Raw genomic sequence first — 25,851 nt, forward strand, 5'->3', positions numbered from 1 at the left:
CGGACTCACCGCGCCAGCACCCCCTTCAGCGCCACCCCCGTGTGGCTCCGGCTCTTCACCACCTGCTCCGGCGTACCGGTGACCACCACCCGGCCGCCGCCGGTGCCGCCTTCCGGGCCCAGGTCGATGACCCAGTCGGCTTCGGCGATCACGTCCAGGTCGTGTTCGATCACCACCACGCTGTGGCCGGCGTCGACCAGGCGGTGCAGCACGCGGATGAGCTTTTCCACGTCGGCCATGTGCAGGCCGACCGTCGGCTCGTCGAGCACGTAGAGCGTGTGCGGCGCGCGGTTGCCGCGGCGGGTGATGTCGTCGCGCACCTTGCTGAGTTCGGTGACCAGCTTGATGCGTTGGGCTTCTCCGCCGGAGAGCGTCGGTGAAGGCTGGCCCAGCGTCAGGTAGCCGAGGCCCACGTCCTGCAGCAGTTGCAGCGGGTGGGCGATGCTGGGCATGCTGGCGAAGAACTCCACCGCCTCATCGACCTCCATCTGCAGCACGTCGCCGATGCTCCGGCCGCGCCAGGTGACGGCGAGGGTCTCGGGGTTGAAGCGCGCGCCGTGGCAGAGGTCGCAGGGCACCTTCACGTCGGGCAGGAAGGCCATCTCGATGGTGCGCAGGCCCTGGCCTTCGCAGCCCGGGCAGCGACCGGCCCCCGTGTTGAAGCTGAAGCGGTTGGCCGCGTAGCCGCGCGCCTTGGCCTCCAGCGTCTCGGTGAAGAGCTTGCGGATGGGGTCCCAGAAGCCGATGTAGGTGGCCGGGCAGGAGCGCGGCGTCTTGCCGATGGGGGTCTGGTCGACTTCGAGCACACGGTCGACGTTGCTCCAGCCTTCCAGCCCGGTGCAGCCGACCCAGGCGGGGCGGGGTGTCGTCTCGGCCTTCCGGCCGAGCATCTTGTGCGCGACGATGGCCTGCACGTTCGCCAGCAGCACGTCGCGCGCCAGCGTGGACTTGCCGGAACCGGACACGCCGGTCACCGCCACCAGCCGGGCCAGCGGCACCTCCACGTCCACGCCCTGCAGGTTGTGCAAGTTGGCGCCACGCAAAGTCAGGCTGGGTGAGTCGGCCTCCACGGGGCGGCGCGCCTTCAGCGGATGCTTCAGCGGCGCGTTCAGGAAGCGGCCGGTGATCGAGTCGGCATTGAGCATGAGCTGCGCGGCTGTGCCCTCGGCCATGATGCGGCCGCCGCGTTTGCCGGCGCCGGGGCCGATGTCGATGATGTGGTCGGCGCGGCGGATGGTGTCCTCGTCGTGCTCCACCACCACCAGCGTGTTGCCGGCCGCGCCGAGCTTGTGCAGCGCGTCCAGCAGCACCTGGTTGTCGCGCGGGTGCAGGCCGATGGTCGGCTCGTCCAGCACGTAGCACACGCCCTGCAGGTTGCTGCCCAGCTGCGCGGCCAGGCGGATGCGCTGCGCCTCGCCGCCCGAGAGCGTGGGCGCGGCGCGGTCCAGCGTCAGGTAGCCCAGGCCGACCTCGTCGAGGAAGCTCAGGCGGCTGCGGATCTCGCTGACCACGTCGCGGGCGATGGCGGCCTCGCGGCCGTCGAGCTTCTGCTTGGCAATCCAGCGTGCCGCGTCGTTGACCGACAGCGCCGCCAGCGCCGCGATGGATTCGCCGCGGAAGCGCACCGCCCGCGAGACGGGGTTGAGCCGCGCACCACCACAGCTGCTGCAGGGCGTGTCGGCCACGTCCTCCACCTCGGGCTCGGCAAAGGTCTTCTCGCGGCCACCCGGGTCACGTTCGGCCTGGCTGTCGTCGAGCGCACGGCGCTGCTCCTTCGTCAGCGTCAGGCCGGTGCCGACGCAGTCAGGGCACCAGCCATGCTTGCTGTTGTAGCTGAACATGCGCGGGTCCAGCTCGGGGTAGCTGCTGCCGCAGGCCGGGCAGGCGCGCTTGATCGAGAACACCTTGGTGCGGCCGATGCGCCCGCTCTGGCCGGCGGCCATCGCGGTTTGCAGGCCCTTGAGCGGGGTCAGCAGGTGCAGCACGCCCTTGCCGTGCTCCAGCACCTCGGCCAGCTTGGCGCGCAACAGGGCCTCGTTGGCCACGTCCACCACCAGGTCGGCCACCGGCAACTCCAGCGTGTGCTCCTTGTAGCGGTCCAGCTTGGGCCAGGGCGCCACGGGCAGGAACTCGCCGTCCACCCGCAGGTGGGTGTAGCCCTTGCCCTTGGCCCACTTGGCCAGGTCGGTGTACAGGCCCTTGCGGTTGATCACCAGCGGCGCCAGCAGGCCGATGTGCTGGCCGCGGTAGCCGCCTTCTTCCACCGGGCGCAGCAGCTGCGCGGCGATCTGCTCGGGCGTCTGCGGCTGCACGGCCACCCACTGGTCCGGATCGGCATGGAAGTCGCTGCACTTCGGGCAGTACTGCAGCCCCAGCTTCACATACAGCAGGCGCAGGAAGTGCCAGACCTCGGTGGTGGTGGCCACGGTGGACTTGCGCCCGCCGCGCGACAGACGCTGCTCGATGGCCACCGTCGGCGGAATGCCGTAGACCGCGTCCACCTCCGGCCGGCCCGCGGGCTGCACGATGCTGCGCGCGTAGGCGTTCAGGCTCTCCAGGTAGCGGCGCTGGCCCTCGTTGAAGAGGATGTCGAAGGCCAGCGTGGACTTGCCCGAGCCGGACACGCCCGTCACCACGCTGAACTGGCCGCGCGGGATGTCCACGCTCAACCCCTTCAGGTTGTGCTCGCGCGCATTCACGATCGAAATGCACCCACACCCTGCGCCATGCGCCTCCCCCCCTTTGAAGAAGGGGGGGTTGGGGGGGGATTTCCGCAGCAGCGCCTGCAGCGGCCGGCCCTCTCGGCATTCTTCCACCGCCAGACCACCCCTGCCCAGCGAGAGGTCGTACTCGCGCAGCGCCTGCCCGGTGTGGCTGCGCGGGTGAGCCCGCAGGTCGGCCGGCGTGCCCTCGGCGACCAGCTCGCCACCGTCCTCACCACCCTCAGGCCCGAGGTCGACGATCCAGTCGGCCGCGCGCACCACGTCCAGGTTGTGCTCGATCACCAGCAACGAGTGGCCCGCCTCCAGCAGCTTGCGGAAAGCCCGCATCAGCTTGGCGATGTCGTCGAAGTGCAGCCCGGTGGTGGGCTCGTCGAACAAGAACAGCGTGCCCTTCTTCGCCAGCCTCTGGCGGCTGGCGCTGCTGCTCTTGGCGGCTTCGGCGAGGAAGCCGGCCAGCTTGAGCCGCTGCGCCTCGCCGCCCGACAGCGTGGGCACCGGCTGGCCGAGCTTGACGTAGTCCAGCCCCACATCGGCCAGCGGCTGCAGCGCGCGCACCACCTCGCGATCGGCGGCGAACAGCCGCACCGCGTCGGCTACGGTCAGCTCCAGCACGTCGGCGATGCTGAGTTCCTTGCCGCCGCGGCTGAGCTTGATCTCGCGCAGCTCAGCGCGGTAGCGGGTGCCGTCGCAGTCCGGGCAGCGCAGGTAGACGTCGCTGAGGAACTGCATCTCGACGTGCTCGAAGCCCGAGCCGCCGCAGGTCGGGCAGCGGCCGTCGCCGGCGTTGAAGCTGAACATGCCCGCGGTGTAGCTGCGCTCGCGCGCGGCGGGCAGCGCGGCAAACAGCTCGCGCACCGCGTCGAAAGCACCGACGAAGCTGGCCGGGTTGGAGCGCGCCGTCTTGCCGATGGGGCTCTGGTCGACGAACACCGCATCGGCCAGCCAGTCCGCGCCCAGCAGGCGGTCGTGCTCGCCCGGGCTCTCGGTGGCCTGGCCGAAGTGGCGGGCCAGTGCCGGGTAGAGCACGTCCTGCATCAGCGTGGACTTGCCCGAGCCGCTCACGCCGGTCACGCAGACCAGCCGCTGCAGCGGGAACTCCACCGTCACGTTGCGCAGGTTGTGCTCTCGCACGCCCTCCAGGATCAGCCGCGGCGTGCTGTCCAGCACCGGCCGGCTCATGCCCAGGCTGATGCTGCGGCGCGCGCCCAGGTAGGCGCCGGTGAGCGTTTCGGCGGCCTTGAGGTCCTCCGGCGTGCCGTCGAAGACGATGCGTCCGCCCTGCGTGCCCGGTCCGGGGCCGAGGTCGATCACGCGGTCGGCCGCCAGCATCACCGCCGGGTCGTGCTCCACCACCACCAGCGTGTTGCCCGCATCGCGCAGGCGCAGCATGGCCTCGTTGATGCGGTGCATGTCGCGCGGGTGCAGGCCGATGCTGGGCTCGTCCAGCACGAACAGCGTGTTGACCAGCGAGGTGCCCAGGGCGGTGGTCAGGTTGATGCGCTGCACCTCGCCACCCGAGAGCGTGCGGCTCTGCCGGTCCAGCGTCAGGTAGCCGATGCCGACGTCGCAGAGGTACTTCAGCCGGGTGCGGATCTCGCCCTGCAGCAGCTCCAGCGCATCGTCGAGCATCGTGCTGGGCAGTGCCAGGGTGTCGAAGAAGCGCCGCAGCCGGTGGATCGGCAGCAGCATCAGGTCGTGCAGCGCCAGGCCGGGCAGGGCTTCGAGCTGGGTGCGCGACCAGCCCACACCCTGGGGCAGGAAGCGTTTGCCCGGCGGCAGGACGGCATCCGCACCCTCCTTCGTGCCGAGCCGCCACAGCAGCGATTCGGTTTTCAGCCGCGCACCGCCGCAGTCACCGCAGGGTGTGTAGCTGCGGTACTTGGACAAGAGCACACGGATGTGCATCTTGTAGGCCTTGCTCTCCAGGTACTCGAAGAAGCGCCGGATGCCATACCACTGCTGGTTCCACTTGCCGTTCCAGTTCGGCGAGCCGTCGATCACCCAGCTCTGCTGCGATGGCGTGAGCTGCGCCCAGGCGCTGTCGCGCGGGATGCCGGCGTCACCGGCGTACTTGATCAGGTCGTCCTGGCACTCCTTCCAGGCCGGCGTGGTCAGCGGCTTGATCGCGCCGCCGCGCAGCGTTTTGCGCACATCCGGGATCACCAGGCCGAAGTCCACGCCGATCACCCGGCCGAAGCCGCGGCAGGTCTCGCAGGCGCCGTAGGCCGAGTTGAAGCTGAACATCGCCGGCTGCGGCGCGCTGTAGCGGCGGTCGCTCTCCGGGCAGTGCAGGCCCTGGCTGTAGCGCCAGAGTTGATCCTGCGCCGCCGGTATTTCTCCCCCCTTTGACAAAGGGGGGACGGGGGGGATTTGCCCCTCCTCGCCGGCAGAAGAAATCCCCCCTGGCCCCCCTTTTTCAAAGGGGGGGAGAACGCCCAGCGCGTAGACGGTGCACCGCCCGCTGCCGCGCTTGAGCGCAGCCTCCAGCGCCTCGATCACGCGCACCTTCTCGGCGGCGGAGAAGCGGAAGCGGTCGGCCACCACGTCCAGCACCTTGCGCGGCCCGGTGACGGTGGCCACCTCGCGCTCGGCCTGCACCCGGGTGTAGCCCGAAGCGGCCAACCACTGCTCGATTTCCTCCGGCGTGGTGCTGGCCGGCAGCTCGACCGGGAAGGTCACCACCAGCCGCGGGTCGCCCGCCTCGGCGGCACGGCGCTGCAAGTCCAGGTAGATGCTCTCCGGGTCGTCCTCGCGCACCGGCTGCGCGGTCTGCGCGTCAAAGAGTTGCGCTGCGCGGGCGAACAGCAGCTTCAGGTGGTCATTCAGCTCGGTCATCGTGCCGACCGTGCTGCGGCTGGTGCGCACGGGGTTGGTCTGGTCGATGGCAATCGCCGGCGGCACGCCCTCCACCGCGTCCACCGCCGGGCGGTCCATGCGGTCGAGGAACTGGCGCGCGTAGGCACTGAAGGTCTCGACGTAGCGGCGCTGCCCTTCGGCATACAGCGTGTCGAACACCAGGCTGGACTTGCCCGAGCCGCTGGGCCCGGTCACCACCGTCAGCTCGCCGGTGCGGAGGTCCAGGTCCAGGTTCTTGAGGTTGTGCTGGCGCGCGCCGCGGATGCGGATCAGGCCGGCATCGCGCCGGGCAGGGGCGGCAGGCGCGTCGGCGACGGACGCGGGAGCACGGGGGCCGGTGGGCATGGCAGGGCGCTTTCCTGGAGGCAACCGGGCATTCTAGGAAGGCGTCGCGGGTAGCCCGGTGGATGGGGGAATCGGTGGACAACGGCGCGGCCCACACTGCCGTGTCGCCGTTGTCCTGCAATGGGGTTGGCTGGGGCGCCGTTGCCGTTCACCGGACGCTTGTCGGGCCGTCGAGCAATTGGTATCCTGCAGTTGGTATATCTTTTCGACAAGCCTCATGGACACCGCCAAGATCTTTCAGACCGGCCGCAGCCAGGCAGTGCGCTTGCCCAAGGCCTACCGTTTCCAGTCTGACGAGGTGTGGATCCGCCGCACGCCAGAGGGCGTGCTGCTGATTCCGAAGACGGGGCAGAAGCTGGGCGATGCGCTGGCCGCCGCGTTCGATGCGTGGCCGGTGGACGACGACGGCAGTTTCAGCCGCCCGGACCAGGGTGACCTGGAGCGCGGCAGTGACCTGTTCGAGGGGTCGACGTGAACCTGACCCTGCTGGACACGAACATCTGTGTCTATGTGATCAAGGCGCGGCCAGCCGAAGTCCTGGCGCGCTTCAACGACTTCGAGGCGGGCGAACTGGCGGTGTCGGTGATCACTGCGCTGGAGTTGACCGTGGGTGCGCGTCGCGCCTCTCACACCGCCTATGCCAGGCGCGTGGAGGCCCTGCTGACACAACTCGAGGTGCTGCCGCTGATGGCGGAGGTCGCCGACGCCTATGCGACCACGCGCCTGGACTTGCAGGCGCGCGGCGAACTGATCGGCCCGATGGACCTGCTGATCGCCGCCCACGCGCTCAGCCTGAACGCGACGCTGGTGACGAACAACGAACGGGAGTTCCGCCGCGTCGCGGGGCTGCGGGTGGAGAACTGGGCTCAGCGCCGGTAGCGCAACAGCCGTGCGCGCCACAGCGGGCCGCCTTCCACCAGGGCCGGGCCGGTGAGCAGCACCTCGTCCAGCCGGTAGCCCTGCGTGCGCATGCGGCGGGTGAAGGCGGCGCGGTTACCCCGGTTGGGGTCGACGATCAGCACCTCGCCCCGCTCGGTGGCGTGGCGCTCGATGAAGCGCGGCAGCACGCCAGCCTCATCACGCTCGTAGAGCACGTCGCTGCCCATGATCAGGTCATAGCGGCCCTGCAGGCGCGGCCCCTGGGCGCACACCGGCGCCAGCTCGGCCGCCTGCGGCGCGGCCCAGTCGCCGTGGCGGTAGCGCAGCGGCGGCAGGTCGTTCAGGCGCACGTTCTCGCTCAGGAAGGCACCGGCCAGCGGGTGGCAGTCGCTGGCGGTCACCTGCGCTCCGCGCCGGTGGCAGACCAGGCTGGCCAGCGCCAGGCCGCAGCCGATCTCCAGGATGTGCTCGTCCTCGCGCACTGGCCGGTCGGCCACCGCGGCGGCCAGCGCCTTGCCGGCCGGCCAGACAAGCCCGAACAGCGGCCAGGCCGCGTCCGAAATGCCCAGCGCCGCGGCCTCGCCCAGCGGGTCGGCGAACTGCTGGCGGTCGAGCAGCGCGCGCATCTGCAGGTCGGCCACGCCGGCCACGGCGATCTGGTGGAATTGGGTCAGGTAGCCCGGCATCGGGGCGGTCCTCGCACAGCCCCGGCAGAGGGCACCGGGACGGATGGATGGTCGCAATGCGACCGCATCCCGGCCGCATCCGGATGCAGGGCATCGGGGGCGGCAGACAGGCGAGGCAAGACGGCGAAACCCGGCAGCGCGAACGCCACCGGGCCGGCCGAGTGTAGCGGGCCGGGTTTTCCCGCGTCAGTCCAACTTGACGCCGCTCGCCTTGACGACTTTCTCGTACTTGGCCAGCTCGGCCTTGACGAAGTCACCGAACTGCGCCGGCGAGGTGGGCGCCGGCTCGGCCAGGAACTTGGCGAGGCGCTCCCGCACGTCCGGCGCATTCAGCGCGGCGGTGAAGGCGGCGTTGAGCTGCTGCACCGATTCGGCGGGCGTCCTGGCCGGGGCGAAGAGGCCGAACCAGGTGTCCACCACCAGGCCGGGCAGGCCGGATTCGGCCAGCGTCGGCAGCTCGGGCATCGCCGCGCTGCGCTGCGCGGTGGTCACCGCCAGGGCCTTGAGCTTGCCGGCGCGGATGTTGGCCGCGGCCGCAGCGAGGTTGTCGAAGTTCAGGTCCACCTGGCCGCCGAGCAGGCCGAGCTGGGCGGGCGCCGCACCGGCGTAGGGGATGTGCACCAGGCTGACCTTGGCCTGGGCCTTGAACATCTCGCCCGCGAGGTGGCCGGCACTGCCATTGCCGCCCGAGCCGTAGTTGAGCCGGCCGGGGTTCTTGCGCGCGTAGGACACCAGGTCGGCCACGCTGCGGATCTGCAGCTTGTCGGCCGTCTCGACGTTGAGCACCAGCACGTTCGGCACGCGGGCGACCAGCGTGATCGGCGCGAAGTCGCGGACCGGGTCGTAGGGCAGCTTCGCGTACAGCCAGGGGTTGATCGCGTGGGTGGCCACCGCACCCATCACGATGCTGTGGCCGTCCGGCGCGGCCTTGGCCACCGCGTCGGCGCCCAGGTTGCCGCCGGCCCCGGGCCGGTTCTCGACGATGACCGTGCCCAGCGTCGGCTGCACCTTCTCGGCCAGGATGCGGGCGATCGCGTCCAGCGGGCCGCCGGGCGGGTACGGGACGACCAGCTTGATCGGCCGGCCGGCCTGGGCGTGGGCGACCGGCCCCCCGAGCAGAGGCAGGGCGGCGGCAAGGAGGAGCGGCAGGAGGCGGCGGCGTTGCATGGCGAGAGCAGCTGGATAAATTATCCAGCGAGTATCACTCCGCCCGGTCGCCTGCCGGTCCGGCACCGGCGGGCGTCCGTCAGCCCGCCAGGAAGCGCTCCACCAGCGCGAACTGCTCGGGCGTGTTCAGCGCGGGCGCGTGGCCGCAGCCGGGGATCTCGACCACCACGGCGCGCGGGCCGCGCTCGCGCATCGCCTCGGCGGTGTCGAGCAGCAGCAGGTCGCTGGTCTCGCCGCGCAGGCAGAGCACCGGCAGGTCGAGGGTGTCCCATTCGTCCCAGAGCTCGTAGTCGTCCGGGTGGCTGATGAACTGCTGCACCATCGCGGGGTCGTAGTGCGGCGTGACACGGCCGTCCGGCAGCCGGCGCACGGAGGTCTCGGTCAGACGACGCCACTGCGCATCGCTGAGCCAGCCGTAGGGCTTGTAGACGGTACGGAAGTAGGCCTCCAGCTCGCTGACGGTGGCAAACGACGCCGGGCTGCCGGCGTAGCTGCGGATGCGCTCGATGGCCGCGGCCGCCAGGCTCGGGCCGTTGTCGTTGAGCACCAGGCGGCGGATGCGCCCGCGAAGCGCACCCGCGGCGGCCTTGGTGCCGATGGCGCCGCCCATGGATGTGCCCACCCAGAGGCATTGCTCGATGCCCAGCTGGTCCAGCAACGAAGTGGCCAACTGCGCGTAGAAAGCCAGGTTGTATTCCCCGACGGGGTCCGGGCTCCACTGGCTCAGGCCGCGGCCGATCGTGTCCGGGCAGATCACGCGCCAGCGCTGCGCGAGGTGCGCCGCCAGGTCGTCCATGTCGCGGCCGGTGCGCGCCAAGCCGTGCCAGGCGATCACCGTTTCGCTGTGCTGCGCGCCCCACTCCATGTAGTGGAGCTCGCGGCCGAGGCAGGTCAGGTAGTTCGAGGTGGGCGACATCGGGTCCCCTGTGGTCTTGTGGTCTTGTGGTCTTGTGATCTTGTGGTTTTGCGGTGGGGCTCAGGCCTTCAGCCGCAGCGCCATCGCCCTCAGCCGGCCGACGATGCCGGTGGGGAAGTGGTAGACCGAGAGCACGAAGAGCACGCCCAGCCAGAGCAGCCAGCGGTCGGGCGAGACGATCTGCGACAGCAGCGGCACGCCGTCCAGTGCCGTGGCGCCGAGCTTGAGCAGGTCCTGCAGGTAGTTCTGCGCCAGCACGAAGGCCACGCTGCCGACCACCGCGCCGTACATCGTGCCCATGCCGCCGATCACCACGATCAGCAGGATGTCCAGCATGATCTCGAAGCTCAGCGTGGTGTCCGGCCCGACGTAGCGCAGCCACAGCGCCAGCAGCGCGCCCGCCGCGGTGGCGAAGGCGGCCGACAGCACGTTGCTCCAGGTGCGGTAGACGACGGTGCGGTAGCCGATCGCCTCGGCACGGAAGTCGTTCTCGCGGATGGCCTGCAGCACCCGGCCGAAGGGCGAGTTGACGATGCGCAGCAGCAGCAGGAAGAGCAGGGCCACCACCCCCAGGATCAGGTAGTAGGCGAACACCTTGCCGTCCACCGCCAGGCCCAGCACCGGGTTCTCGAAGGGCTCGAAGGCCGGGCTGATCCACAACGGGTTCTTGAAGGTCAGCCCGTCCTCGCCGCCGGTGATGTCCGACAACTGCGAGGCCAGCGTCATGAAGGCCGACGCCACCGCCAGGGTGATCATGGCGTAGAAGATCGCCTTGACCCGCAGCGAGAACAGCCCGATCAGCATCGACAGCGCCAGCGAGATGCCCAGCGCCCCCGCGAACCCGAGCAGCACGCTACCCCAGCCCGGGCCGAGCCGCGTGCTGGCCACCGCCACGCCGTAGGCGCCGATGCCGAAAAACATGGTGTGCGCGAAGCTGACGATGCCGGTGTAGCCCAGCAGCAGGTCGAAGCTGGCCACCAGCAGGATGAACACCAGCGTCTTGGCCGCCACCGCCAGCGCCTTGGCGCCGGGGAACAGGAAGGGCGCCGCCACCAGCGCGAGGACGATCAGCACCAGGGCCCAGCCGAGCAGGCGGCTGCGCGGCAGGTCGTGAGAGAGGAGTCGACTCAGCATGATCCTGCCCTCAGCGGTTCGTGACCGGGTACAGCCCCTGCGGGCGCCACAGCAGCACCGCCACCATCAGGCCGATGTTGGAGAACAGCGCCACCTTCGGAGCCAGGAAGCCGGTGTAGTTGGCCATCAGCCCCACCAGCAGCGCGCCGACGAAGCAGCCCAGCGTCGAGCCCAGCCCGCCGATGATGATGACGATGAAGATCAGCACGTTGACCTGTGCGCCGATCTGCGGCGTCACGCTCTGCTGATACAGCCCCCACATCACGCCGCCCAGCCCGGCCAGGCCGGAGCCCACCGCGAACACGCCGACGAACAGGCGCCGGATGCGGTAGCCCAGGCTCTCGACCATCTCGCGGTCCTGCACGCCGGCGCGGATCAGCAGGCCGACCTTGGTGCGCGCCAGCACGTGGCCCATCGCGGCGAAGACCCCCAGGCCGATCACGGCGGCCAGCACGCGGTACTTCTCGATCGCCGCATCGCCGTTGCCCAGCGGGACGTACCAGGCGCCACGCAGCACGTCCGGCAGCGGCAGGGCGATCTGCAGCGGGCCCCAGATCACCTTGATGATCTCCTCGCCGACGATCATCCCGCCCATCGTGATCAGGATCTGCTTGAGGTGCAGGCCGTAGACCGGGCGCACGATCACGCGCTCGAAGGCCCAGCCCACCGCACCGGCCACCGCCATGGCCACTGCCATCGCGGCGAAGACGCTGGCGAACTGCGCCAGGCCGTTGTCGCCCGCCCAGCCGCTCAGCCCGCCCATCACGCTGGTGGCCACAAAGGCGCCCAGCGCAATGAACACGCCGTGGCCGAAGTTCAGCACGTCCATCAGGCCGAACACCAGCGTCAGGCCCGAGGCGATGACGAAGATGATCAGCCCCATCGCGATGCCGGCGGCGGTCAGCGTCAGCCAGGACGACGGGCTGCCGATGGCCGGCAGCGCCAACACGATCAGGCCCAGCAGGATCAGCAGTGGTTTCCAGTCGAAATCCGCCTTCGGTACCTGCTGCCCCCCGCCCGCCGAGTACGGCGGACGCCCCCCCGCGGGGGGCTCGCCCGGCTTGGGACGGCCCGGCGCCGGGCTCGTGGCGGCGGTGGTGTTCGCGCTCATTGGTGGGCTCCCAGTGAAAGGCCGAGCAGCCGCTGCTGCAGCATGTCGTCCTCGGCCAGCTCGCGCATCGCACCGGTGTGGACGACGCGGCCGTTGTCCATCACCGCAACGCTGTCACCGAGGGCCTTGGCCATCATGAAGTTCTGCTCGACCAGCAGGATCGTCGTCTTCTGCCGCTTCAGCTCATTGAAGGCGGTGACCAGGTTCTGGATGATCGACGGCGCCAGGCCCTTGCTGGGCTCGTCGATCAGGATCAGCGCGCGCGGCTCGCAGATCGCGCGGGCCACGGCCAGCATCTGCTTCTGCCCGCCGCTGAGCTTGCCGGCTGGGTAGAGCCAGAACTTCCGCAGCGCCGGGAAGAAGCCGAAGATCCACTCCAGCCGCTGCGTGTCCAGCTCGCTGGCGTTGCGCGCCGAGCGGGCCGCCAGCAGCATGTTCTCCTTCACCGTCAGGTCGGTGAAGATGCCCATGTTCTCCGGCACGTAGGCGATGCCCTGGTGGGCGATCTCCGGCGTCGCCAGCGCCTTCAGGCTGCGGCCCTGGAATCGCACATCGCCCTGCGAGACGCGCCACAGGCCCATGATCGTGCGCAGCGTGGTGGTCTTGCCCGCGCCATTGCGGCCCAGGAGCATCGTCACCTCGCCGGCCGGCACTGCGAAATCCACACCGTGCAGGATGTGGTACGCGCCGATGTGGGTGTGCACACCGCTGAGTTCGAGGATCGGGTTGCTCATGCGGCGGCTCCTTCCGGCTCTTGCGCCGCCTGACCGAGGTAGGCCTGCTGCACCACAGGCGAGGCGATCACCGTGGCCGGCTCGCCGTCGGCCACCAGCTGGCCGTTGTGCAGCACGATGATGCGGTCGCTGAGCTCGCGCACCACGTCCATCTTGTGCTCGACCAGCAGGATGGTCACGTCGCGCCGGGCTTTCAGCGATCGGATCAGGTCCAGCACCACCGGCACCTCGTCCACGCTCATGCCGGCGGTGGGCTCGTCGAACATGAAGACCTTCGGGTCCAGCGCGATCAGCAGCGCCACCTCGAGCTTGCGCTGGTCGCCGTGCGGCAGCGCGCTGGCGTGCACGTCGTGCTTGTCGCCCAGGCGCACCTGTTCGAGGATGGCCTGCGCCTCGTCGATCCAGGCCTGGCGGTCCAGCCAGACGCGGAAGAAGTCGATGCCACCGATCCCGCCCGCCCGGCCGCGCCCGGCCTCGCGGGCCTGGATGGCCAGGCGCACGTTCTCGCGCACGCTCAGGTTGGGGAACAGCTGGGTGAGCTGGAAGGCCCGGCCCAGCCCGCGCCGGGTGCGCAGCGGCGCCGGCAGCGCGGTGAGGTCTTCACCACCGAGCAGCACCCGCCCCTCGCTGGCCGGCAGCTGGCCGGAGATCAGGTTGAAGTAGGTGGTCTTGCCCGCACCGTTCGGGCCGACGATGGCCGTGAGCGTGCCCGGCTCGAAGCGGCAGGACACATGGTCCACCGCCACGTGGCCGCCGAAGCGGATGGTGAGATCCTGGGTTTCAAGCATGGCTTCGCCCAGCCGGGCACGCGGGGTGCCCGGCACGAACAGGAAAGGTCAGGTCGGGAGCGGCGTCAGCCGATCAGCGGGTATTCCGGATCGGGATCTGGAGTTCCGCTGCCGGAATCACGCGCACCAGCTCCGGCACGCCCCAGGCGAAGGCCGGGTCGCTCTTGATGCGGAAGTGGTACATGTCCTGCATCGCCTGGTGATCTTCCTTGCGGAAGGTCATCTTGCCCTTGGGCGTCTCGAAGCTCAGGCCCTCCATCGCGGCGATGAGCTTGTTGGTCGTCGTGTCGCCGGCGGTCTTCTTCAGCGCCTCGACCACCGCGATCGCCGCGCTCATGCCGCCGGCAGTGAAGAAGTCCGGCGGGGCCTTGAACTGACGGTAGTGGTTGGCCACCAGCCACTCGTTGACCGGGTTCTTCGGGATGCCGAAGTAGTAGTACAGCGCACCTTCCATGCCGGGGAAGTTCTTGTAGGCCACCATCGCCGGCAGGATGTTGCCGCCGGTGGCCAGCTTGATGCCGAAGCGCTTCTCCAGGTCCAGGTCGGCGATCTTGCCGAACGGCGTGGGCGCGCCCGACCAGGCCACCGAGATGTACTTCTTGCCCGGCTGGTCCTTGAGCTTGTCGATGATGCGCTGCAGCCCGGCGGTGAAGTCCGTCGTGCCCACGGGCAGGTATTCCTCGTGGACGATCTTGGCCTTCTTGGTGAATTCCTTGGCCGCCTTCACGCCGTCGCGGCCGAAGGCGTTGTCGTTGGCCAGCACGGCGATCACGTTGCCCGGCTGGTCCAGCGCGGCGGCGTTGGCCGCGGCATCCTGCGAGCTGTTGCGACCGGTGCGGAAGATGTACTTGTTCCACTTGTCGCCGGTGATCGAGTCGGCCACCGCCGGCTCCACCAGCAGGATCTTCTTGTACTCCTCGGCCACCGGCAGCATGGCCAGGCCCACCGGGCTGGCGGTCGGGCCCACGGCGATGTCGGCCTTGTCGTCGGCGTAGGCGGCGGCCAGCGCGGCCTTGCCCACGTCGGGCTTGCCCTGGTCGTCCTTCTCGATCACCACCAGCTTCTTGCCCGCCACGGTCATGGTGCCGCCGGTGGCGTACTGCAGGCCGAGGTTGAAGCCGACGATGGTCTGCTTGGCGTAGGCCTCCAGCGGGCCGGTCTTGCTGGCGATCAGGGCGATCTTGACCTCGCCGGCGGCGTGGGCGCCAAGAGGCAGGCAGGCGGCGAACGCCGCGGCGGCGAGGCCGGCCAGGGCAAAGCCGCGGCGGTCTGTGGCGGCAGCGGGATTCAGGGACGAGCGTTGGGGCGAGCGTTCGGTCATGGGCGAGTCTCCGTCGGGGCGCCGGCCGCACCTGGCTGCCTTTCAGCGCGGTGGCCGGTCGGTTCGAGGCAGACCCGGCCGGGCCTGCGTGCAGCCCGCGGTTGCAGACCGCATGCCAGAACGCGACAACCTGGTGAAAACCCTGATCAACCACCCCCGTTGAGCCGGCCGCAGCCCCGTTCATCACGCCAAGGGGCCCGCGCGAGGCCTTGGCAGCGCTCGGGCCGACCACATCACCGCCCACATCCGACTGAATCCCAGACAAGTTGCCTAGAATTCAGTCAATCCAGCCTCAAAGAGGCTCGACCAAGGCCGCCAACCGGGTCAGCGCTTCGGCATCCAGCGGCTCGAACGCCTGGAAACGCAGGTCATCCAGCACCCGGGCTCCCGCGGGGTCCTGGCGCATCCCGCCGAGGATTGCCTGGATGTCGGACAGTCGCCCCAGCAACTCGGGGCCGACACAGAAGCAGTGGTAGGCCTGCTGGGCGTGCGTCTGGCCCAGCACCTGCAGGCCGGCGCGGGTCTTTTCCGCCAGGCCGAGCCAGGTCTCGTTGAACACGAAGCCGGCGTCGGCCTTGCCGGCCACCACCGCCTGCACCGCCTTGAGGTGGTTGCCGACGAATTCGTAACGCATGCGCGGCAGCGGCCAGCCCAGGTCATGCAGCACCGTCAGGCCCAGGAAGTGGACGATCAGCTTGTCGGTGGCCGAGGCGATCGTCAGGCCCGCCTCGGCCTGCGGATCGGGCGACGTGCCGGCGCGCGCCACCAGCAAGGTCTCGTCGAACAGCCCCACCGGCCGCGCCACCGGCACGAAGCCGAGCTGCCGGTGGTACTGGAAGGCGCTGAACGGGTTGGCATACACCATCTGGTAGCCACCGGCCAGCACCTGCTCACGCTCGGTGTTGAAGTGGTCGCTGGGCTCGAAGTGCATCGTGATGCCGAGCTTGCGCTGCAGGTAGGTGTTGAGCAGGAACCAGCCGGCGAGGTTTTTGGCGGTGTCGTGCGGACATACGGACAGGCGGAATTGGGCAGCCATGCACGGATCGGGGGGTCACCCGCGGTGTTGGTTGGAGGCGGCACCATTCTGCGAGACGGCCCCTGCTCCTCGCTGCACCCGGCCCACCCGGCACAAGGTCAAGCACGGGCCGGATTTCACGGCCGCCGCCGCTTCATTCGGTACTGCCCTGGTATCGCTCTTTTGCGGCCTGCCAGCCGTAGGCGCGCTCCACCCGCGCCACCTGCAGCGTGTAGGCCTCGTACCAGTCACGGCGCCCACGCTCGCGTGCCACCACATGCTCGGCGTGGGCCTTCCAGCGCGCGATGTCCGCCTCGCTGGCCCAGTAGCTGACGGTGATGCCGAAGCCGTCCGCGCCGCGCGCGCTCATCGCACCGAGGTAGCCAGGCTGCTGCGCGGCCAGCTCGACCATGCGCTCGGCAGCGGCGGCATAGGCCTCGGCGTCCACGGGCGTGCGGAGGGAACCGAAGATCACTGCGTAGTAGGGCGGCTCAGGGAGTTTCATTTCGGTGCGGGCAAGTGATGCAGATGCCCATCTTGCGCCGACAATGCCGGTCGCTCGCGCCGCGGGCACCCATCTGCGGCGGATGCCGTGCCGCGCCTCCGAAGCCGCCCGCATCGCCACTTCGCTCCTTCGCCCTGTTCCCCGTGCCGCCCACCGTGCAGCGATTTACCACCGACGACGTGCTTGCATCCGCACAGGCCCGGATCGGGAGCCTGACGGGTGAGGCGCTGGCCGCTGCCCTGGTGGAACTGGCCTGGCACCTGCGCCAGCGCGATACGCAGCGCGCCCTGGACCTGGCGGCCCAGGCCGAGGCCTGCCTGCCGACGCAGGCCAGCGGCCCGACGCGCGCCCGGCTGCAGCTGGTGCGCGCCGAAGGCGCGTGGCTGCTGGGTGACCTGGACGCCGCCGAGCGCTGGCTCGGCCAGGCGCGCGGCGACGCCCCCGCCGATGCCGCGGTGCAGGGCGATGCCGACTGGCTCGATGCCTCGCTGGTCAATGACCGCGGCCGCTACGACCAGCGCGAAGTGGCCATCGCACGCTCCGGCGAGCGCGCCACGGCGGCGGGTGATGCCGAACGGGCCGACCTGGCCCGGCTGGCGCTGCAGTGCTTCGACGCGTTCGGCGACCCCGGCGCAGCCCTGTCCGAACACGGTGACGCCGTGCGGGCCCGGCTGGACGACCCCCGACCGGCCGTCGCCGCACTGGCGCACAGCTTCATGCACCACGGGCTGGCGGCGGTGGGGCGCTATGCCGAGGCCATCACCCACGGCCTGCATGCCGCGGAGCTGGCGCTGCAGACCGGGCAGGTGCGGCGCGCCCTGATCGACACCACCAACGCCGCGACGGTCTACCTGGACCTGAACGACGTCGATGCCGCGCTCGCCCTGCTGAACGAGAACCTGGTGCGCGCCCGGGCCACCGGCTGGCCACAGACCACCGGGGTCACCCTGGCCAATGTCGCGCTGGCGATGTTCAAGGCCGGCCGACACGCGATGGCCGTCGAGGTGGCCGACGAGGCGCTCGCCGTGCTCGCGGGCAGCCGGCATGCCAAGCCCTGGTACATCGCCGCCCAGGCACGCGCCACCATCGCGATCGACCAGGGCGACTGGGCCACCGCCCGCCGCCTGTGCAAGACCATCCTGGCCGCGCCGATGCAGGGCGACATGATCGAGATGCGCCGCTTCGCCAGCCAGGCACTGGCCGAGGCGCTGCTGGGCCAGGGCGAGGTCAGCGCGGCACACGACCATGCGGCCCAGGCGCTCGACCTGGCGATCCACAGCGGCGACCTGACCGCGCAGATCGATGCGCACCGGGTGCTGGCGCGCATCGCCCGGCGCAGCCATGCGCACACGCAGCCAGGCGCGCTGGAGTCGCTGCAGCGGGCGCTGGAGATCGCCGAGAACCACCCGGACATCACCCTGCCGCCGGCCCTGCTCGACGAGCTGGCCGCCGAGCAGCAGCAGGCAGGGCGGTTCGAGGGCGCCTGCGCGACCTGGCAGCGCGCCGTGGCCGCCCGCGACGCGCAGGGCCGGCACGACGCCAGCCGGCGTGCCGTGGCGCTGGAGGTGCGTTTCAAGACCGAGCGCGCCCTGGCCGACGCCCAGCGCCAGCGCGAGCTGGCCGAGGCCGAGTCCCGCCGGGCCGAGGAGCTGGCCCAGGTGAACGACCGCCTGCGGGGCGCATTGGCCGAGCTGGAGGCCGCGCAGGGCCTGCTCACCCGGCGCAACGCCGAGTTGCGCGAGGCCTACGCGGCGATGAAGGACCTCAGCCTCACCGACCCGCTCACCGGCCTGCGCAACCGCCGCTTCCTCAGCCAGACCATCGACCAGGACATCGCCCACACGGTGCGGCAGCACGAGACCCGCGCGCTGCGCGCCCAACAGGGCGAGGCGCGCGCCGATGCCCGCTCGAACGGCCGTCCCGACCTGCTGTTCTTCCTGGTCGACCTGGACCACTTCAAGGCCGTCAACGACACGCACGGCCACGCTGCGGGCGACGAGGTGCTGCGCCAGTTCAAGGACCGGCTGCAGGCGGTGTTCCGCGACTCGGACCACATCGTGCGCTGGGGTGGCGAGGAGTTCCTCGTCGTCGCCCGCGGCAGCCGGCGCGAGTGTGCCGCCGCGCTGGCGCAGCGGCTGTGCCGGCACGTCGCCGAGCAGCCCTTCGTCCTGCCTGGTGGCGGCGCCCTGACGCAGACCTGCTCGATCGGCTACGCGCCCTTCCCGCCCGACCCGCTGCAGCCGCGCGAGGCCGACTGGGTCAGCGTGGTCGAGCGCGCCGACCAGCGCCTGTACCAGGCCAAGGCCGCCGGGCGCAACCGCTGGGTGGGCGAGCCCGGCGACCGCATCGACCACCCGGACTGCACCGGCTGAGGACCCCGGCCGCTCAACGCCTTCCCGACGGCGGTGGCGATGGTGGCGGTGGCGGCGGGGTCTGCAGGTACAGACGGTCCGAGTAGGTCGCCAGCCACTGCGGACGGAAGGCCACGAAGATCGCCACCAGCATCCCGGCGAGGAAGCCGTCCCCCCAGGCCGCCAGCCAGCGCGCCACCATCAGCTCGGCCTCGTCCACGCCGGGGGGCGCGCCGTGCAGCCAGACCGACAGCCAGCCGGCACAGGCCGCCGCGACCGCCGTGCCGATGAAGCCCCGGCCCAGGATGTAGATGAACAGGTGGTGCGGCAGCCACCGCCGCAGCCCGGCGCCGATGCCCAGCGCCAGGGTGGCCGGCACCAACCCCAGCCAGACGTAGCGGTGCAGCGCCTCCAGCCAGTCCAGCTGCGCCATCACCGCCGTCACCACCGCCACCGGCAGCAGCGCCAGCACCGCCAGCGGCCAGCCGGCCATCAGCAGCAGCAGCGTCGCCCCCGACAAGGGCTGCACCACCGCGCTGCCCACGTAGCGATCCACCCCCCACACCAGTGGCAGGGCGGCGCACCAGAACAGCCAGGGCCAGGGCGGCCCGGACGGCCCCACCACCCGCCATGGCCGCAGCCACAGCGCCAACGTCACGGCCACAGCGGCCAGGCTCAGATCCAGCATCGTGGCGGCATGCTAGTGCAGTGCGGCCGCGTCCGGCGCCGTACCAGCCGGGCTGCGCTGCGGCAGGCCCGTCTGCAGCGGCTAGGATGCGCGGCCGGCCCAAGGCCCGTGCGCGCACTCGGCGCGCCGCCTGGCCCGCCCGAACAAGATACCGCCGATGCCCACCGCCTCCTCGCGCCGCCCCCGCACCCCGCCGGCCGCCGCGCCGATCGAATCCGTTCCGACCCCCGCCGCTGCACCGGCCCCTGCCCGCCGCCGCAAGCCGGCCGCCGCGGCAGCGGTGGCCGCTGCGCCTGCTGCTGCGCCTGTCACGGCCCCTGCGGTCGACCCCGCCCCCACTGCGGCACGGAAGAAGACCCGCCCAAGCACCCCGGTGGCGCCGGCGCCGATCGAGCCGCCCACCGCGCCACCGGCCACTCCCGCACGGACGGCCAGGAAAGCGGCGGTAAAAACGGCAACGAAGCGCGTGCCAAAGGCCGCCGCACAGGCTGCGGAGCCGCCGGCCACGATGCCGGCCGAGCAACCCACCGTGAAGGCAACCGAACCGGCAGCCGGCAAGAAGACAGCCAAGGCGGCAGCGAAAACAGCGGCAAAGACGGCCGCCAAGCCGGTCGCCAAACCGATCGCGAAGAAGGCTGCCAGGCAGGCCGAGGCACAGGACGCCGCCCCACCCGCTGCCCCGAAGAGCGCCGCCAAGAAGGCGCTGAAGGCAGCGGCGGCACCCGTCGCCGCTCCGGCACCGGAACAGCCTCCGGCCAAGAAGGCAGCCAGCAAGAAGACCGCACCGAAGCCGCGTGCTGCCGCCAAGGCCCCGGCCGAGGCCGCCACCCCTGCGGTGGTCGAGACGCTTGTGCCTGCCGTGCCGGTGGCGGCCGAAGCCGCTACACCCGCACGAGCGCCCGCCAAGCGCCGCTCGCGCGCGGCCGCCGACATTCCGGCCACGCCCACCGAACCCGCCGCACCGGCCGTGCCGCCCACCGCGCCGGCCCCCAAGCCGTCGCGCCGGGGCAAGGCCCCCGCGACCGACAGCACAGCCGCAACCGACACCCCGACGCCCGCCAAGCCGGCCAGCCGCCGTCGCCGCGGCCAGAAGGTGGGGTCCGCCTCCGCCGATGACCAGGCCACTGCGGCCGTGACCGGGACCCCGGCCGTCGAGGTCCCGCTCGCTTCCACCCCTGCATCCGCCGCCGCAACGGCCGCGGCGGTCGACGTACCTGCGACCGACAGCACAGCCGAAACCGCCGCCCCTCCGGGCGAAGGCCCCCCTGCCGACGAGGCGGCGCCGCGCGGGCGCCGGCGCCGCCGCCGCGGGCGCTCGGATCGCGCTGCGGCCGAGACGGCCGAGGCCACCGGCATCGAGCCCGGGGCGGACCAACCGCCGGTCGAGGCCGACGTCGCCATCCAGGCGCCTGCCGCCGAACGGGCGGTGGCCTCGGAGCCGCCCGCCGAGCCCGCCGCCATCGAACTGGCCCCGCCGGCCCCCCCCGCCCTGCCCCCGCGGCCCGTGCTGGCGCTGGCCGACCCGGCCCGCTTCACCTGCGAGGCGCTGGATCCCGGAGCACTGTGGGGCCGCCACCGCGTCACCGACCGCCAGACCGGCGCGGTGCACGAACTGCTGCTGCGCGGCCTGGGCGAAGGCGCTGGCGAGGGTGAAAACCACTGCAGCTGTGCCGACTTTGCCGCCAGCGACCACGGCCGCTGCCCGCACCTCGACACCCGGCTGGCCACCCTGCTCGATGGCGGGCCTGATGCCCAAGCAGCCTATGCCGCCCATGCCGCCCTGCTGCAGGGCGCGCAGCCGCCGCACAGCGAGGTGCACCTGCGCTACGGCGCCGAGCGCCACATCGCCTGGCGCCCCGGCAGCAGCTGCCCGGACGAGCTGCGCAGCCTGGCCGCGGCGGCCCTCGATGCGCAGGGCCACCTCGGCCGCAGCGCTGCGGCGACCGTGCAGCAACTGGTGCAGCGCGCGGCCGAGCTGGGCCACCGCCTGCAGGTCGAGCCGGCCGTCTGGGCCCAGCTGGGCGAGGCCCACGATGCCCAGCGCCGCGTGATGGCCCTGGAAGCCGCCTACCCGGCCGGCCCGGCCGATCCCTCGCTGCTGCAGGGCCTGCTGCGCCAGCCGCTGGCGCCGCACCAGGTCGAGGCCGCACTGCTGGCCGCCTGCGCCGGCCGCTGCGTGCTGGCCGACGAGCCCGGCCTGGGCAAGATCGCCCAGGTGCTGGCCACGCTGGCGCTGCAGCGCCGCCACTTCGGTGCCGAGCGCCTGCTGGTCGCCGCGCCCACCGAGTGGCTGCGCCGCTGGCAGCGCGCCATCGGTCGCTGGACCTCGCTGGCCGTGCGCCTGGGGCTGGACGAGCTGGCCACCTCGTCGGAGCCGGTGCTGCGTCTGGTCAGCCTGGACGAGCTGCTGCGCCAGGCTGACGCCGTGGCCGCCTGGGCGCCGGACGTGCTGGTGATCGACGAAGGCCCGCTGGCCCCCCCGCCCTGGCTGGGCGACTCCGCCGCCGCGCTGCAGCGGCTGAACCCCGGCGCCACCCTGGTCGTGCTGCGCCGCCCGGCCGAAGCACGGCCCGACGCCGTGGCGGCGCTGGTGCGCTGGCTCGACCCGCTGCGCCTGGGGCCCACCCGCCGCCTGCTGGAGGCCCACGCCGGCCCGGCACCTGACGCTGCAGCGGGCGCGTCCGTGCAGGATTGGCATGACCTCGACCGCCTCGGCGACACCCTGCTGCCGCTGCTGCTGCGCCGTCGCCGTGCCCCGCTGGCCGCGGGTGCCACACCCGAGCCGCACCCGGCCGATGACGACGTCCACACCCTGGCGCTGACCACTGGCCAGGCGGCGCGCCACCAGGCCCAGCGTGAACGTGCTGCCCGCCTGGTCGCCCGCTGGGAACGCGTGGGCGACCTCGCCAGCCGAGAGCAGCGTGAGCTGCTGGCCGCTGTGCGGGGCATGAGCCAGGCCTGCGTGGCCGTGGCCGACGACATCGGCGCTGCGGGCAACGGTGCAGCCAGCGCTGCGGGCGAAGGCCCCGACCCGAAGGCCGCGGCCCTGCTGGCGCTGATCGACGAGGTGTCCGCACAGGCACCGGACACGCAGCTGGTGGTGTTCAGCCAGTGGCCGGCCGCCCTGGCAGCGCTGGGCCAGGCGCTGGCGCAACGTGGCATTGGCAGCCTGGCCTTCCAGGCCGAGCTGAGCGATGCGGCGCTGGCCGATGCCGCAGCCCATTTCCGCGCCGATGCGCGCTGCCGCGTCGCGCTGGTGGCCGATGAGGTGCTGCCGCGCCTTCAGCTGGAGCACGCCCATGCCGGCGTGGTGCACCTGGACCGCCCCTGGCTGCCGCGCCGGCTGGCCGAGCGCCTGGCCAGCGTGCTGCCCCGTTCGGGCACCGACGCCTCGGCCGGGGCCGCGACCGGGCCTGGTGCCGAAGCCAGCGTGCCGGTGCTGCACCTGATCGCCGAGGCGAGCATCGAGGAGGCCCTGCTGGACGCGCAGACCACCGCCGCGGCGCTGGGCATGGCCCCGTCCGGTGCGGCGCTGGCCAGCCTGCTGGCGCAGCCGGACGGTGGCGCCTTCCTGACCGGTGCGGCCCTGGCGGCGCTGGTGCAGCAGGTGCGCGAGCTGCTGCGGGGGATATGAGCGCGCCGCGGCCCCCCGGCACTCCGGACCAGGCACCGGGCAGCAGCCCGGGCGCCGAGACCATCGCGGTGATCGACTTCGAGACCACCGGGATGACGCCCGCCCAGGGCGCACGCGCCACCGAGATCGCCGCCGTGCTGGTGCGCGGCGGCGCCATCGTCGGCCAGTACCAGAGCCTGATGCACAGCGGGGTGCGCATTCCCGCCTTCATCGAGCAGCTCACCGGCATCAGCAATGCGATGCTGCGCGGCGCGCCGCCGGCCGAGCAGGTGATGCGCGAGGTGGCCGACTTCACCCGCGGCTGCCCGCTGGTGGCGCACAACGCCAGCTTCGACCGCGGCTTCTGGCTGGCCGAGCGCGAGCGCGCCGGCTGCCCGGTCACCCTGCCGGTGCCGGGCGAGCCCGCGCCCGTCACCAACCCGGCCGCCGACTTCGCCTGCACCGTGCTGCTGTCACGCCGCCTCTACCCCGACGCGCCCAACCACCGCCTCGGCAGCCTGGCGCGCTGGCACCACCTGCCCGACCAGGGCCGCGCCCACCGCGCCCTGGCCGACGCGCTCACCACCGCGCACCTGTTGCTGCGCATCCAGCAGGATGTGAGTGACCGCTTTTCCGCCGAGCTGGCGGACCAGCCGGTCGACCACGGGCTGCTGGCCGCCCTGCAGCGCGCCAGCAAGGACCAGCTCCCGCGCTGCGTGACCAGGCACCTGCGCAGCCGGGGCGCGGCAACGGCGCTGCGCCGGTGAGCCTGACCGGCTGGTTCCTGGTGGCCGCCGCCAGCCTGCTGGCTGGCGGGTTGCTCGGCGCCCTGCTGCGCCCACGCTCGCTGGCCCCGGTCGTGATCGCCACGGTGATCGCCTTTGGCGCCGCCGTCAGCGGCATGATCGCCAGCGCCTGGCTGCAGCAGCCGACGGCGACCACGCTGTTCGGCCTGGCCAGCATCGCCATCCCGGCTGTCGGCGCCCTGGCCTGGGTGGGCGCCCTGGTCGGGCGGCGGTGGCGCCCACCTGCCTCCTGACGGCTCGCCCGGGGCGGCGGCTCAGGACACCGGCCGCTCCAGCTCCGCCACGCGCGTCAGCAGCTGCTCGACGCTCCAGTGGCGCGTCAGCCAGATCGTCAATGCGGCACCCGCCAGGTGCCGGCGCAACGGCCCGGCATCGCGCTGCAGATGCTCGCGGCTGTGGTCGGAGGCCACCCGCCAGGCGAAGGCCACGATGTCCGGCGGGCGGGCCTGCACCGAGGCGGACAGCAGGTAGGTCACCGGGTCCAGCGCCACCGCCTCGGGCGGCCCGGCGCTGCCGGCACGCTGCCAGACCTGCTGCTGCACCGCCAGCGCCGCGATGCGCTGCGGCGGCTCGGGTCGACCCTCGACCGCCTGCAAGCCCAGGGCGTAGAGCGCCCAGGGCAGCCCCAGGACGAGGGCGCCGATGCCCAGGACGAGCGCGGCGAGGAGGACTTCCCAGCGGGTCGAGGCAGCCATGCGGGCAGTCTAGGGCAGCGGTGGCACCCGCCCGGCACCGACCCCGCACCGTCCGGGTCAACCCGGGCCGGCTTCCCTGCGCCACGGCTGTGCTCTACCCTTGGCGCATCCACCAACCGGGTGGGGCGCTGCGCCCCGCCGCCTTCAGGAGATGAACACGATGGGCAGCATGATCACCTTCCAACGCCCCGACGGGCAGAGCGTGCAGGGCTACCTCGCAGAAGCAGCCGGCAGCAGCGGCGGCCCGGCGGTGGTGGTGATCCAGGAGTGGTGGGGCCTGAACGACCAGATCCGCGGCGTGGCCGACCGCCTGGCCCGCGCCGGCTACACCGCGCTGGTGCCGGACCTCTACCGCGGCCAGTCCACCGTGGAGGCCGAGGAGGCGCACCACCTGATGACCGGGCTGGACTTCGGCGCCGCCGCCTCGCAGGACATCCGCGGCGCGGTGCAAGCACTCAAGGCGCGCAGCGCCGGCAAGGTGGGCGTGACCGGCTTCTGCATGGGCGGCGCGCTGACCGTGCTGTCGCTGACGATGGTGCCCGAGGCCGATGCCGGCGTGATCTGGTACGGCTACCCGCCGATCGAGTACGTCGACGCCAGCAAGATCACCGCGCCGGTCATGGCGCACTGGGGCGAGCAGGACAGCGTCTTCGCGATCGCCGGCGTGGATGCCCTGGAGGAGAAGCTGCGTGCCGCTGGCGTGGCCTACACCGGCCACCGCTACCTGGCGCACCACGCCTTTGCCAACGAGAACGCCCAGGGCCCGCGCCGCTACCCATTCACCCAGTACGACGCCGCCTGGGCGCAGGCGGCCTGGGACCGCACGCTGCGCTTCTTCGGCCAGCAGCTGGGCTGAAGCACCGGCCGGCAGGTTCAGTCCATCCTGGCGATCACCGCGCAGGCCACGCGCGCGCCGGAGTTGCCGGTCGGCTGGGTCCGGTAGTCGTCCGGCTGGGCATGCACGATCAGGCCACGGCCGACGATGTCCGCCACGCCGCTGCCGATGCCCAGGCCGGGCAGCTTGACGCGCAGGTCGGCCTTGCCATTGGCGTCCGCCTTCAGCGCGGGCAGGTCCCCGGCGTGGTGCTCGGCATCCTGCGGGCCGTGCGGCTTGCCGGCGGGGTTGAAGTGGCCGCCGGCGCTGAGGCCGTCGCCGCTGGAGCAATCGCCCTTCTCATGGATGTGGAAGCCGTGCTCCTGGCCTGGCGTCAGGCCGCTGAGGCGCGCGTGCATGAACACGCCGCCCTCCTCCTGGTGGAACATCACCATGCCGCTGACGCTGTGGCCGCGGGTGGCTTCCAGCTTGGCATGCGCCGCCGGGCTGCCGCCGTGGTGGGCATGGTCGTGGTGGCCGTGTCCCTCGTGGTCACCATGGCGGTGCATCGCCGTGCAGCCGGTGAGGGCCACGGTGGCAATGACGAGGGGCAGCAGCAGGGCAGCTGGGCGCATGACGAGTCTCCTCTTGAGCGGTCTGGATCCGGGTGCCATGCGCAGGAACACGCGCCGGCCGGTACATCC

The 25,851-nt window shown here is 71.8% G+C and carries 21 protein-coding genes; 7 read left to right on the forward strand and 14 right to left on the reverse strand.

Annotation, left to right across the window (positions count from 1 at the left end; all coding sequences use genetic code 11):
* Window positions 1-5: 5 nt before the first annotated feature.
* On the reverse strand, window positions 6-5,924 hold the full coding sequence (gene uvrA, locus NGK70_RS01265; RefSeq protein ID WP_251971575.1) for an excinuclease ABC subunit UvrA: 5,919 nt from the start codon (window positions 5,922-5,924) through the stop codon (window positions 6-8).
* Window positions 5,925-6,141: 217 nt separating this feature from the next.
* On the opposite strand from uvrA, the gene NGK70_RS01270 reads away from it, so the two are divergent.
* Window positions 6,142-6,399 carry an antitoxin gene (locus tag NGK70_RS01270; protein WP_251971576.1) on the forward strand — a complete coding sequence of 86 codons (258 nt, stop codon included), beginning with the start codon at window positions 6,142-6,144 and terminating at the stop codon, window positions 6,397-6,399.
* Window positions 6,396-6,803, forward strand: coding sequence for a PIN domain-containing protein (locus tag NGK70_RS01275; protein ID WP_251971577.1), 408 nt, complete (start codon window positions 6,396-6,398; stop codon window positions 6,801-6,803). Before NGK70_RS01270 ends, NGK70_RS01275 begins: the two co-directional genes overlap by 4 nt.
* Here the strand turns inward: NGK70_RS01275 and NGK70_RS01280 are convergent.
* The 10 genes from NGK70_RS01280 to NGK70_RS01325 form a co-directional block, all read right to left on the reverse strand.
* The gene (locus tag NGK70_RS01280; protein ID WP_251971578.1) at window positions 6,791-7,489 is read right to left on the reverse strand and encodes a class I SAM-dependent methyltransferase; all 699 of its coding nucleotides are present in this window, start codon (window positions 7,487-7,489) and stop codon (window positions 6,791-6,793) included. The two genes, NGK70_RS01275 and NGK70_RS01280, sit on opposite strands and share 13 nt — an antisense overlap.
* Before the next feature lie 186 nt (window positions 7,490-7,675).
* Window positions 7,676-8,656: a Bug family tripartite tricarboxylate transporter substrate binding protein gene (locus tag NGK70_RS01285; RefSeq protein ID WP_251971579.1), complete on the reverse strand. Its 981-nt coding sequence runs from the start codon at window positions 8,654-8,656 to the stop codon at window positions 7,676-7,678.
* Between the two features lie 79 nt (window positions 8,657-8,735).
* Window positions 8,736-9,572, reverse strand: a complete 837-nt coding sequence (locus NGK70_RS01290; RefSeq protein WP_251971580.1) for an alpha/beta fold hydrolase — start codon at window positions 9,570-9,572, stop codon at window positions 8,736-8,738.
* A 60-nt stretch (window positions 9,573-9,632) separates the two neighbouring features.
* Entirely contained in the window at window positions 9,633-10,706 is a 1,074-nt protein-coding gene (locus tag NGK70_RS01295) for a branched-chain amino acid ABC transporter permease (protein WP_251971581.1), read from the reverse strand.
* A 10-nt stretch (window positions 10,707-10,716) separates the two neighbouring features.
* Window positions 10,717-11,817, reverse strand: coding sequence for a branched-chain amino acid ABC transporter permease (locus NGK70_RS01300; protein WP_251971582.1), 1,101 nt, complete (start codon window positions 11,815-11,817; stop codon window positions 10,717-10,719).
* Entirely contained in the window at window positions 11,814-12,551 is a 738-nt protein-coding gene (locus tag NGK70_RS01305; protein ID WP_251971583.1) for an ABC transporter ATP-binding protein, read from the reverse strand. The genes NGK70_RS01300 and NGK70_RS01305 overlap by 4 nt, the downstream gene beginning before the upstream one ends.
* A complete protein-coding gene (locus NGK70_RS01310; protein WP_251971584.1) occupies window positions 12,548-13,339 on the reverse strand; it encodes an ABC transporter ATP-binding protein in 792 nt (263 codons plus the stop codon). The genes NGK70_RS01305 and NGK70_RS01310 overlap by 4 nt, the downstream gene beginning before the upstream one ends.
* Before the next feature lie 73 nt (window positions 13,340-13,412).
* The gene (locus NGK70_RS01315; RefSeq protein ID WP_251971585.1) at window positions 13,413-14,660 is read right to left on the reverse strand and encodes a substrate-binding domain-containing protein; all 1,248 of its coding nucleotides are present in this window, start codon (window positions 14,658-14,660) and stop codon (window positions 13,413-13,415) included.
* A 292-nt stretch (window positions 14,661-14,952) separates the two neighbouring features.
* The gene (locus NGK70_RS01320; protein ID WP_251971586.1) at window positions 14,953-15,696 is read right to left on the reverse strand and encodes a phosphate/phosphite/phosphonate ABC transporter substrate-binding protein; all 744 of its coding nucleotides are present in this window, start codon (window positions 15,694-15,696) and stop codon (window positions 14,953-14,955) included.
* A 133-nt stretch (window positions 15,697-15,829) separates the two neighbouring features.
* Window positions 15,830-16,180 (reverse strand): antibiotic biosynthesis monooxygenase family protein, encoded by a 351-nt coding sequence (locus tag NGK70_RS01325; protein WP_251971587.1) that lies wholly within the window; start codon window positions 16,178-16,180, stop codon window positions 15,830-15,832.
* Between the two features lie 155 nt (window positions 16,181-16,335).
* Between NGK70_RS01325 and NGK70_RS01330 the strand changes: the two genes are divergently transcribed.
* On the forward strand, window positions 16,336-18,552 hold the full coding sequence (locus tag NGK70_RS01330) for a diguanylate cyclase (RefSeq protein WP_251971588.1): 2,217 nt from the start codon (window positions 16,336-16,338) through the stop codon (window positions 18,550-18,552).
* 13 nt (window positions 18,553-18,565) lie between these two features.
* Here the strand turns inward: NGK70_RS01330 and NGK70_RS01335 are convergent, their stop codons facing one another.
* Window positions 18,566-19,219, reverse strand: coding sequence for a hypothetical protein (locus NGK70_RS01335; protein WP_251971589.1), 654 nt, complete (start codon window positions 19,217-19,219; stop codon window positions 18,566-18,568).
* A 157-nt stretch (window positions 19,220-19,376) separates the two neighbouring features.
* Here NGK70_RS01335 and NGK70_RS01340 point away from each other — a divergent pair, with 157 nt between their 5' ends.
* The 3 genes from NGK70_RS01340 to NGK70_RS01350 are packed head-to-tail and all read left to right on the forward strand — an operon-like array spanning window position 19,377 to window position 23,871.
* Window positions 19,377-22,853 carry an SNF2-related protein gene (locus NGK70_RS01340; RefSeq protein ID WP_251971590.1) on the forward strand — a complete coding sequence of 1,159 codons (3,477 nt, stop codon included), beginning with the start codon at window positions 19,377-19,379 and terminating at the stop codon, window positions 22,851-22,853.
* Window positions 22,850-23,599 (forward strand): 3'-5' exonuclease, encoded by a 750-nt coding sequence (locus NGK70_RS01345; protein WP_256490737.1) that lies wholly within the window; start codon window positions 22,850-22,852, stop codon window positions 23,597-23,599. Before NGK70_RS01340 ends, NGK70_RS01345 begins: the two co-directional genes overlap by 4 nt.
* The gene (locus NGK70_RS01350) at window positions 23,596-23,871 is read left to right on the forward strand and encodes a hypothetical protein (protein WP_251971591.1); all 276 of its coding nucleotides are present in this window, start codon (window positions 23,596-23,598) and stop codon (window positions 23,869-23,871) included. Before NGK70_RS01345 ends, NGK70_RS01350 begins: the two co-directional genes overlap by 4 nt.
* Before the next feature lie 21 nt (window positions 23,872-23,892).
* Here the strand turns inward: NGK70_RS01350 and NGK70_RS01355 are convergent, their stop codons facing one another.
* Window positions 23,893-24,333, reverse strand: a complete 441-nt coding sequence (locus NGK70_RS01355) for a hypothetical protein (protein ID WP_251971592.1) — start codon at window positions 24,331-24,333, stop codon at window positions 23,893-23,895.
* 151 nt (window positions 24,334-24,484) lie between these two features.
* On the opposite strand from NGK70_RS01355, the gene NGK70_RS01360 reads away from it, so the two are divergent.
* Entirely contained in the window at window positions 24,485-25,189 is a 705-nt protein-coding gene (locus NGK70_RS01360; protein WP_251971593.1) for a dienelactone hydrolase family protein, read from the forward strand.
* Window positions 25,190-25,206: 17 nt separating this feature from the next.
* Here NGK70_RS01360 and NGK70_RS01365 read toward each other — a convergent pair whose 3' ends face one another.
* Window positions 25,207-25,782, reverse strand: a complete 576-nt coding sequence (locus NGK70_RS01365; protein WP_251971594.1) for a superoxide dismutase family protein — start codon at window positions 25,780-25,782, stop codon at window positions 25,207-25,209.
* Window positions 25,783-25,851 lie beyond the last annotated feature (69 nt).

The sequence above is a fragment of the Sphaerotilus microaerophilus genome (genome assembly GCF_023734135.1).
Classification (GTDB): domain Bacteria; phylum Pseudomonadota; class Gammaproteobacteria; order Burkholderiales; family Burkholderiaceae_C; genus Sphaerotilus; species Sphaerotilus microaerophilus.

Bases quoted from the DNA above. Each gene is read 5' to 3' on its own strand.
- uvrA (WP_251971575.1), bottom strand. From the start codon at position 5,924: ATGCCCACCGGCCCCCGTGCTCCCGCGTCCGTCGCCGACGCGCCTGCC.
- NGK70_RS01270 (WP_251971576.1), top strand. From the start codon at position 6,142: ATGGACACCGCCAAGATCTTTCAGACCGGCCGCAGCCAGGCAGTGCGC.
- NGK70_RS01280 (WP_251971578.1), bottom strand. From the start codon at position 7,489: ATGCCGGGCTACCTGACCCAATTCCACCAGATCGCCGTGGCCGGCGTG.
- NGK70_RS01285 (WP_251971579.1), bottom strand. From the start codon at position 8,656: ATGCAACGCCGCCGCCTCCTGCCGCTCCTCCTTGCCGCCGCCCTGCCT.
- NGK70_RS01290 (WP_251971580.1), bottom strand. From the start codon at position 9,572: ATGTCGCCCACCTCGAACTACCTGACCTGCCTCGGCCGCGAGCTCCAC.
- NGK70_RS01295 (WP_251971581.1), bottom strand. From the start codon at position 10,706: ATGCTGAGTCGACTCCTCTCTCACGACCTGCCGCGCAGCCGCCTGCTC.
- NGK70_RS01300 (WP_251971582.1), bottom strand. From the start codon at position 11,817: ATGAGCGCGAACACCACCGCCGCCACGAGCCCGGCGCCGGGCCGTCCC.
- NGK70_RS01305 (WP_251971583.1), bottom strand. From the start codon at position 12,551: ATGAGCAACCCGATCCTCGAACTCAGCGGTGTGCACACCCACATCGGC.
- NGK70_RS01310 (WP_251971584.1), bottom strand. From the start codon at position 13,339: ATGCTTGAAACCCAGGATCTCACCATCCGCTTCGGCGGCCACGTGGCG.
- NGK70_RS01315 (WP_251971585.1), bottom strand. From the start codon at position 14,660: ATGACCGAACGCTCGCCCCAACGCTCGTCCCTGAATCCCGCTGCCGCC.
- NGK70_RS01320 (WP_251971586.1), bottom strand. From the start codon at position 15,696: ATGGCTGCCCAATTCCGCCTGTCCGTATGTCCGCACGACACCGCCAAA.
- NGK70_RS01325 (WP_251971587.1), bottom strand. From the start codon at position 16,180: ATGAAACTCCCTGAGCCGCCCTACTACGCAGTGATCTTCGGTTCCCTC.
- NGK70_RS01335 (WP_251971589.1), bottom strand. From the start codon at position 19,219: ATGCTGGATCTGAGCCTGGCCGCTGTGGCCGTGACGTTGGCGCTGTGG.
- NGK70_RS01340 (WP_251971590.1), top strand. From the start codon at position 19,377: ATGCCCACCGCCTCCTCGCGCCGCCCCCGCACCCCGCCGGCCGCCGCG.
- NGK70_RS01345 (WP_256490737.1), top strand. From the start codon at position 22,850: ATGAGCGCGCCGCGGCCCCCCGGCACTCCGGACCAGGCACCGGGCAGC.
- NGK70_RS01355 (WP_251971592.1), bottom strand. From the start codon at position 24,333: ATGGCTGCCTCGACCCGCTGGGAAGTCCTCCTCGCCGCGCTCGTCCTG.
- NGK70_RS01360 (WP_251971593.1), top strand. From the start codon at position 24,485: ATGAACACGATGGGCAGCATGATCACCTTCCAACGCCCCGACGGGCAG.
- NGK70_RS01365 (WP_251971594.1), bottom strand. From the start codon at position 25,782: ATGCGCCCAGCTGCCCTGCTGCTGCCCCTCGTCATTGCCACCGTGGCC.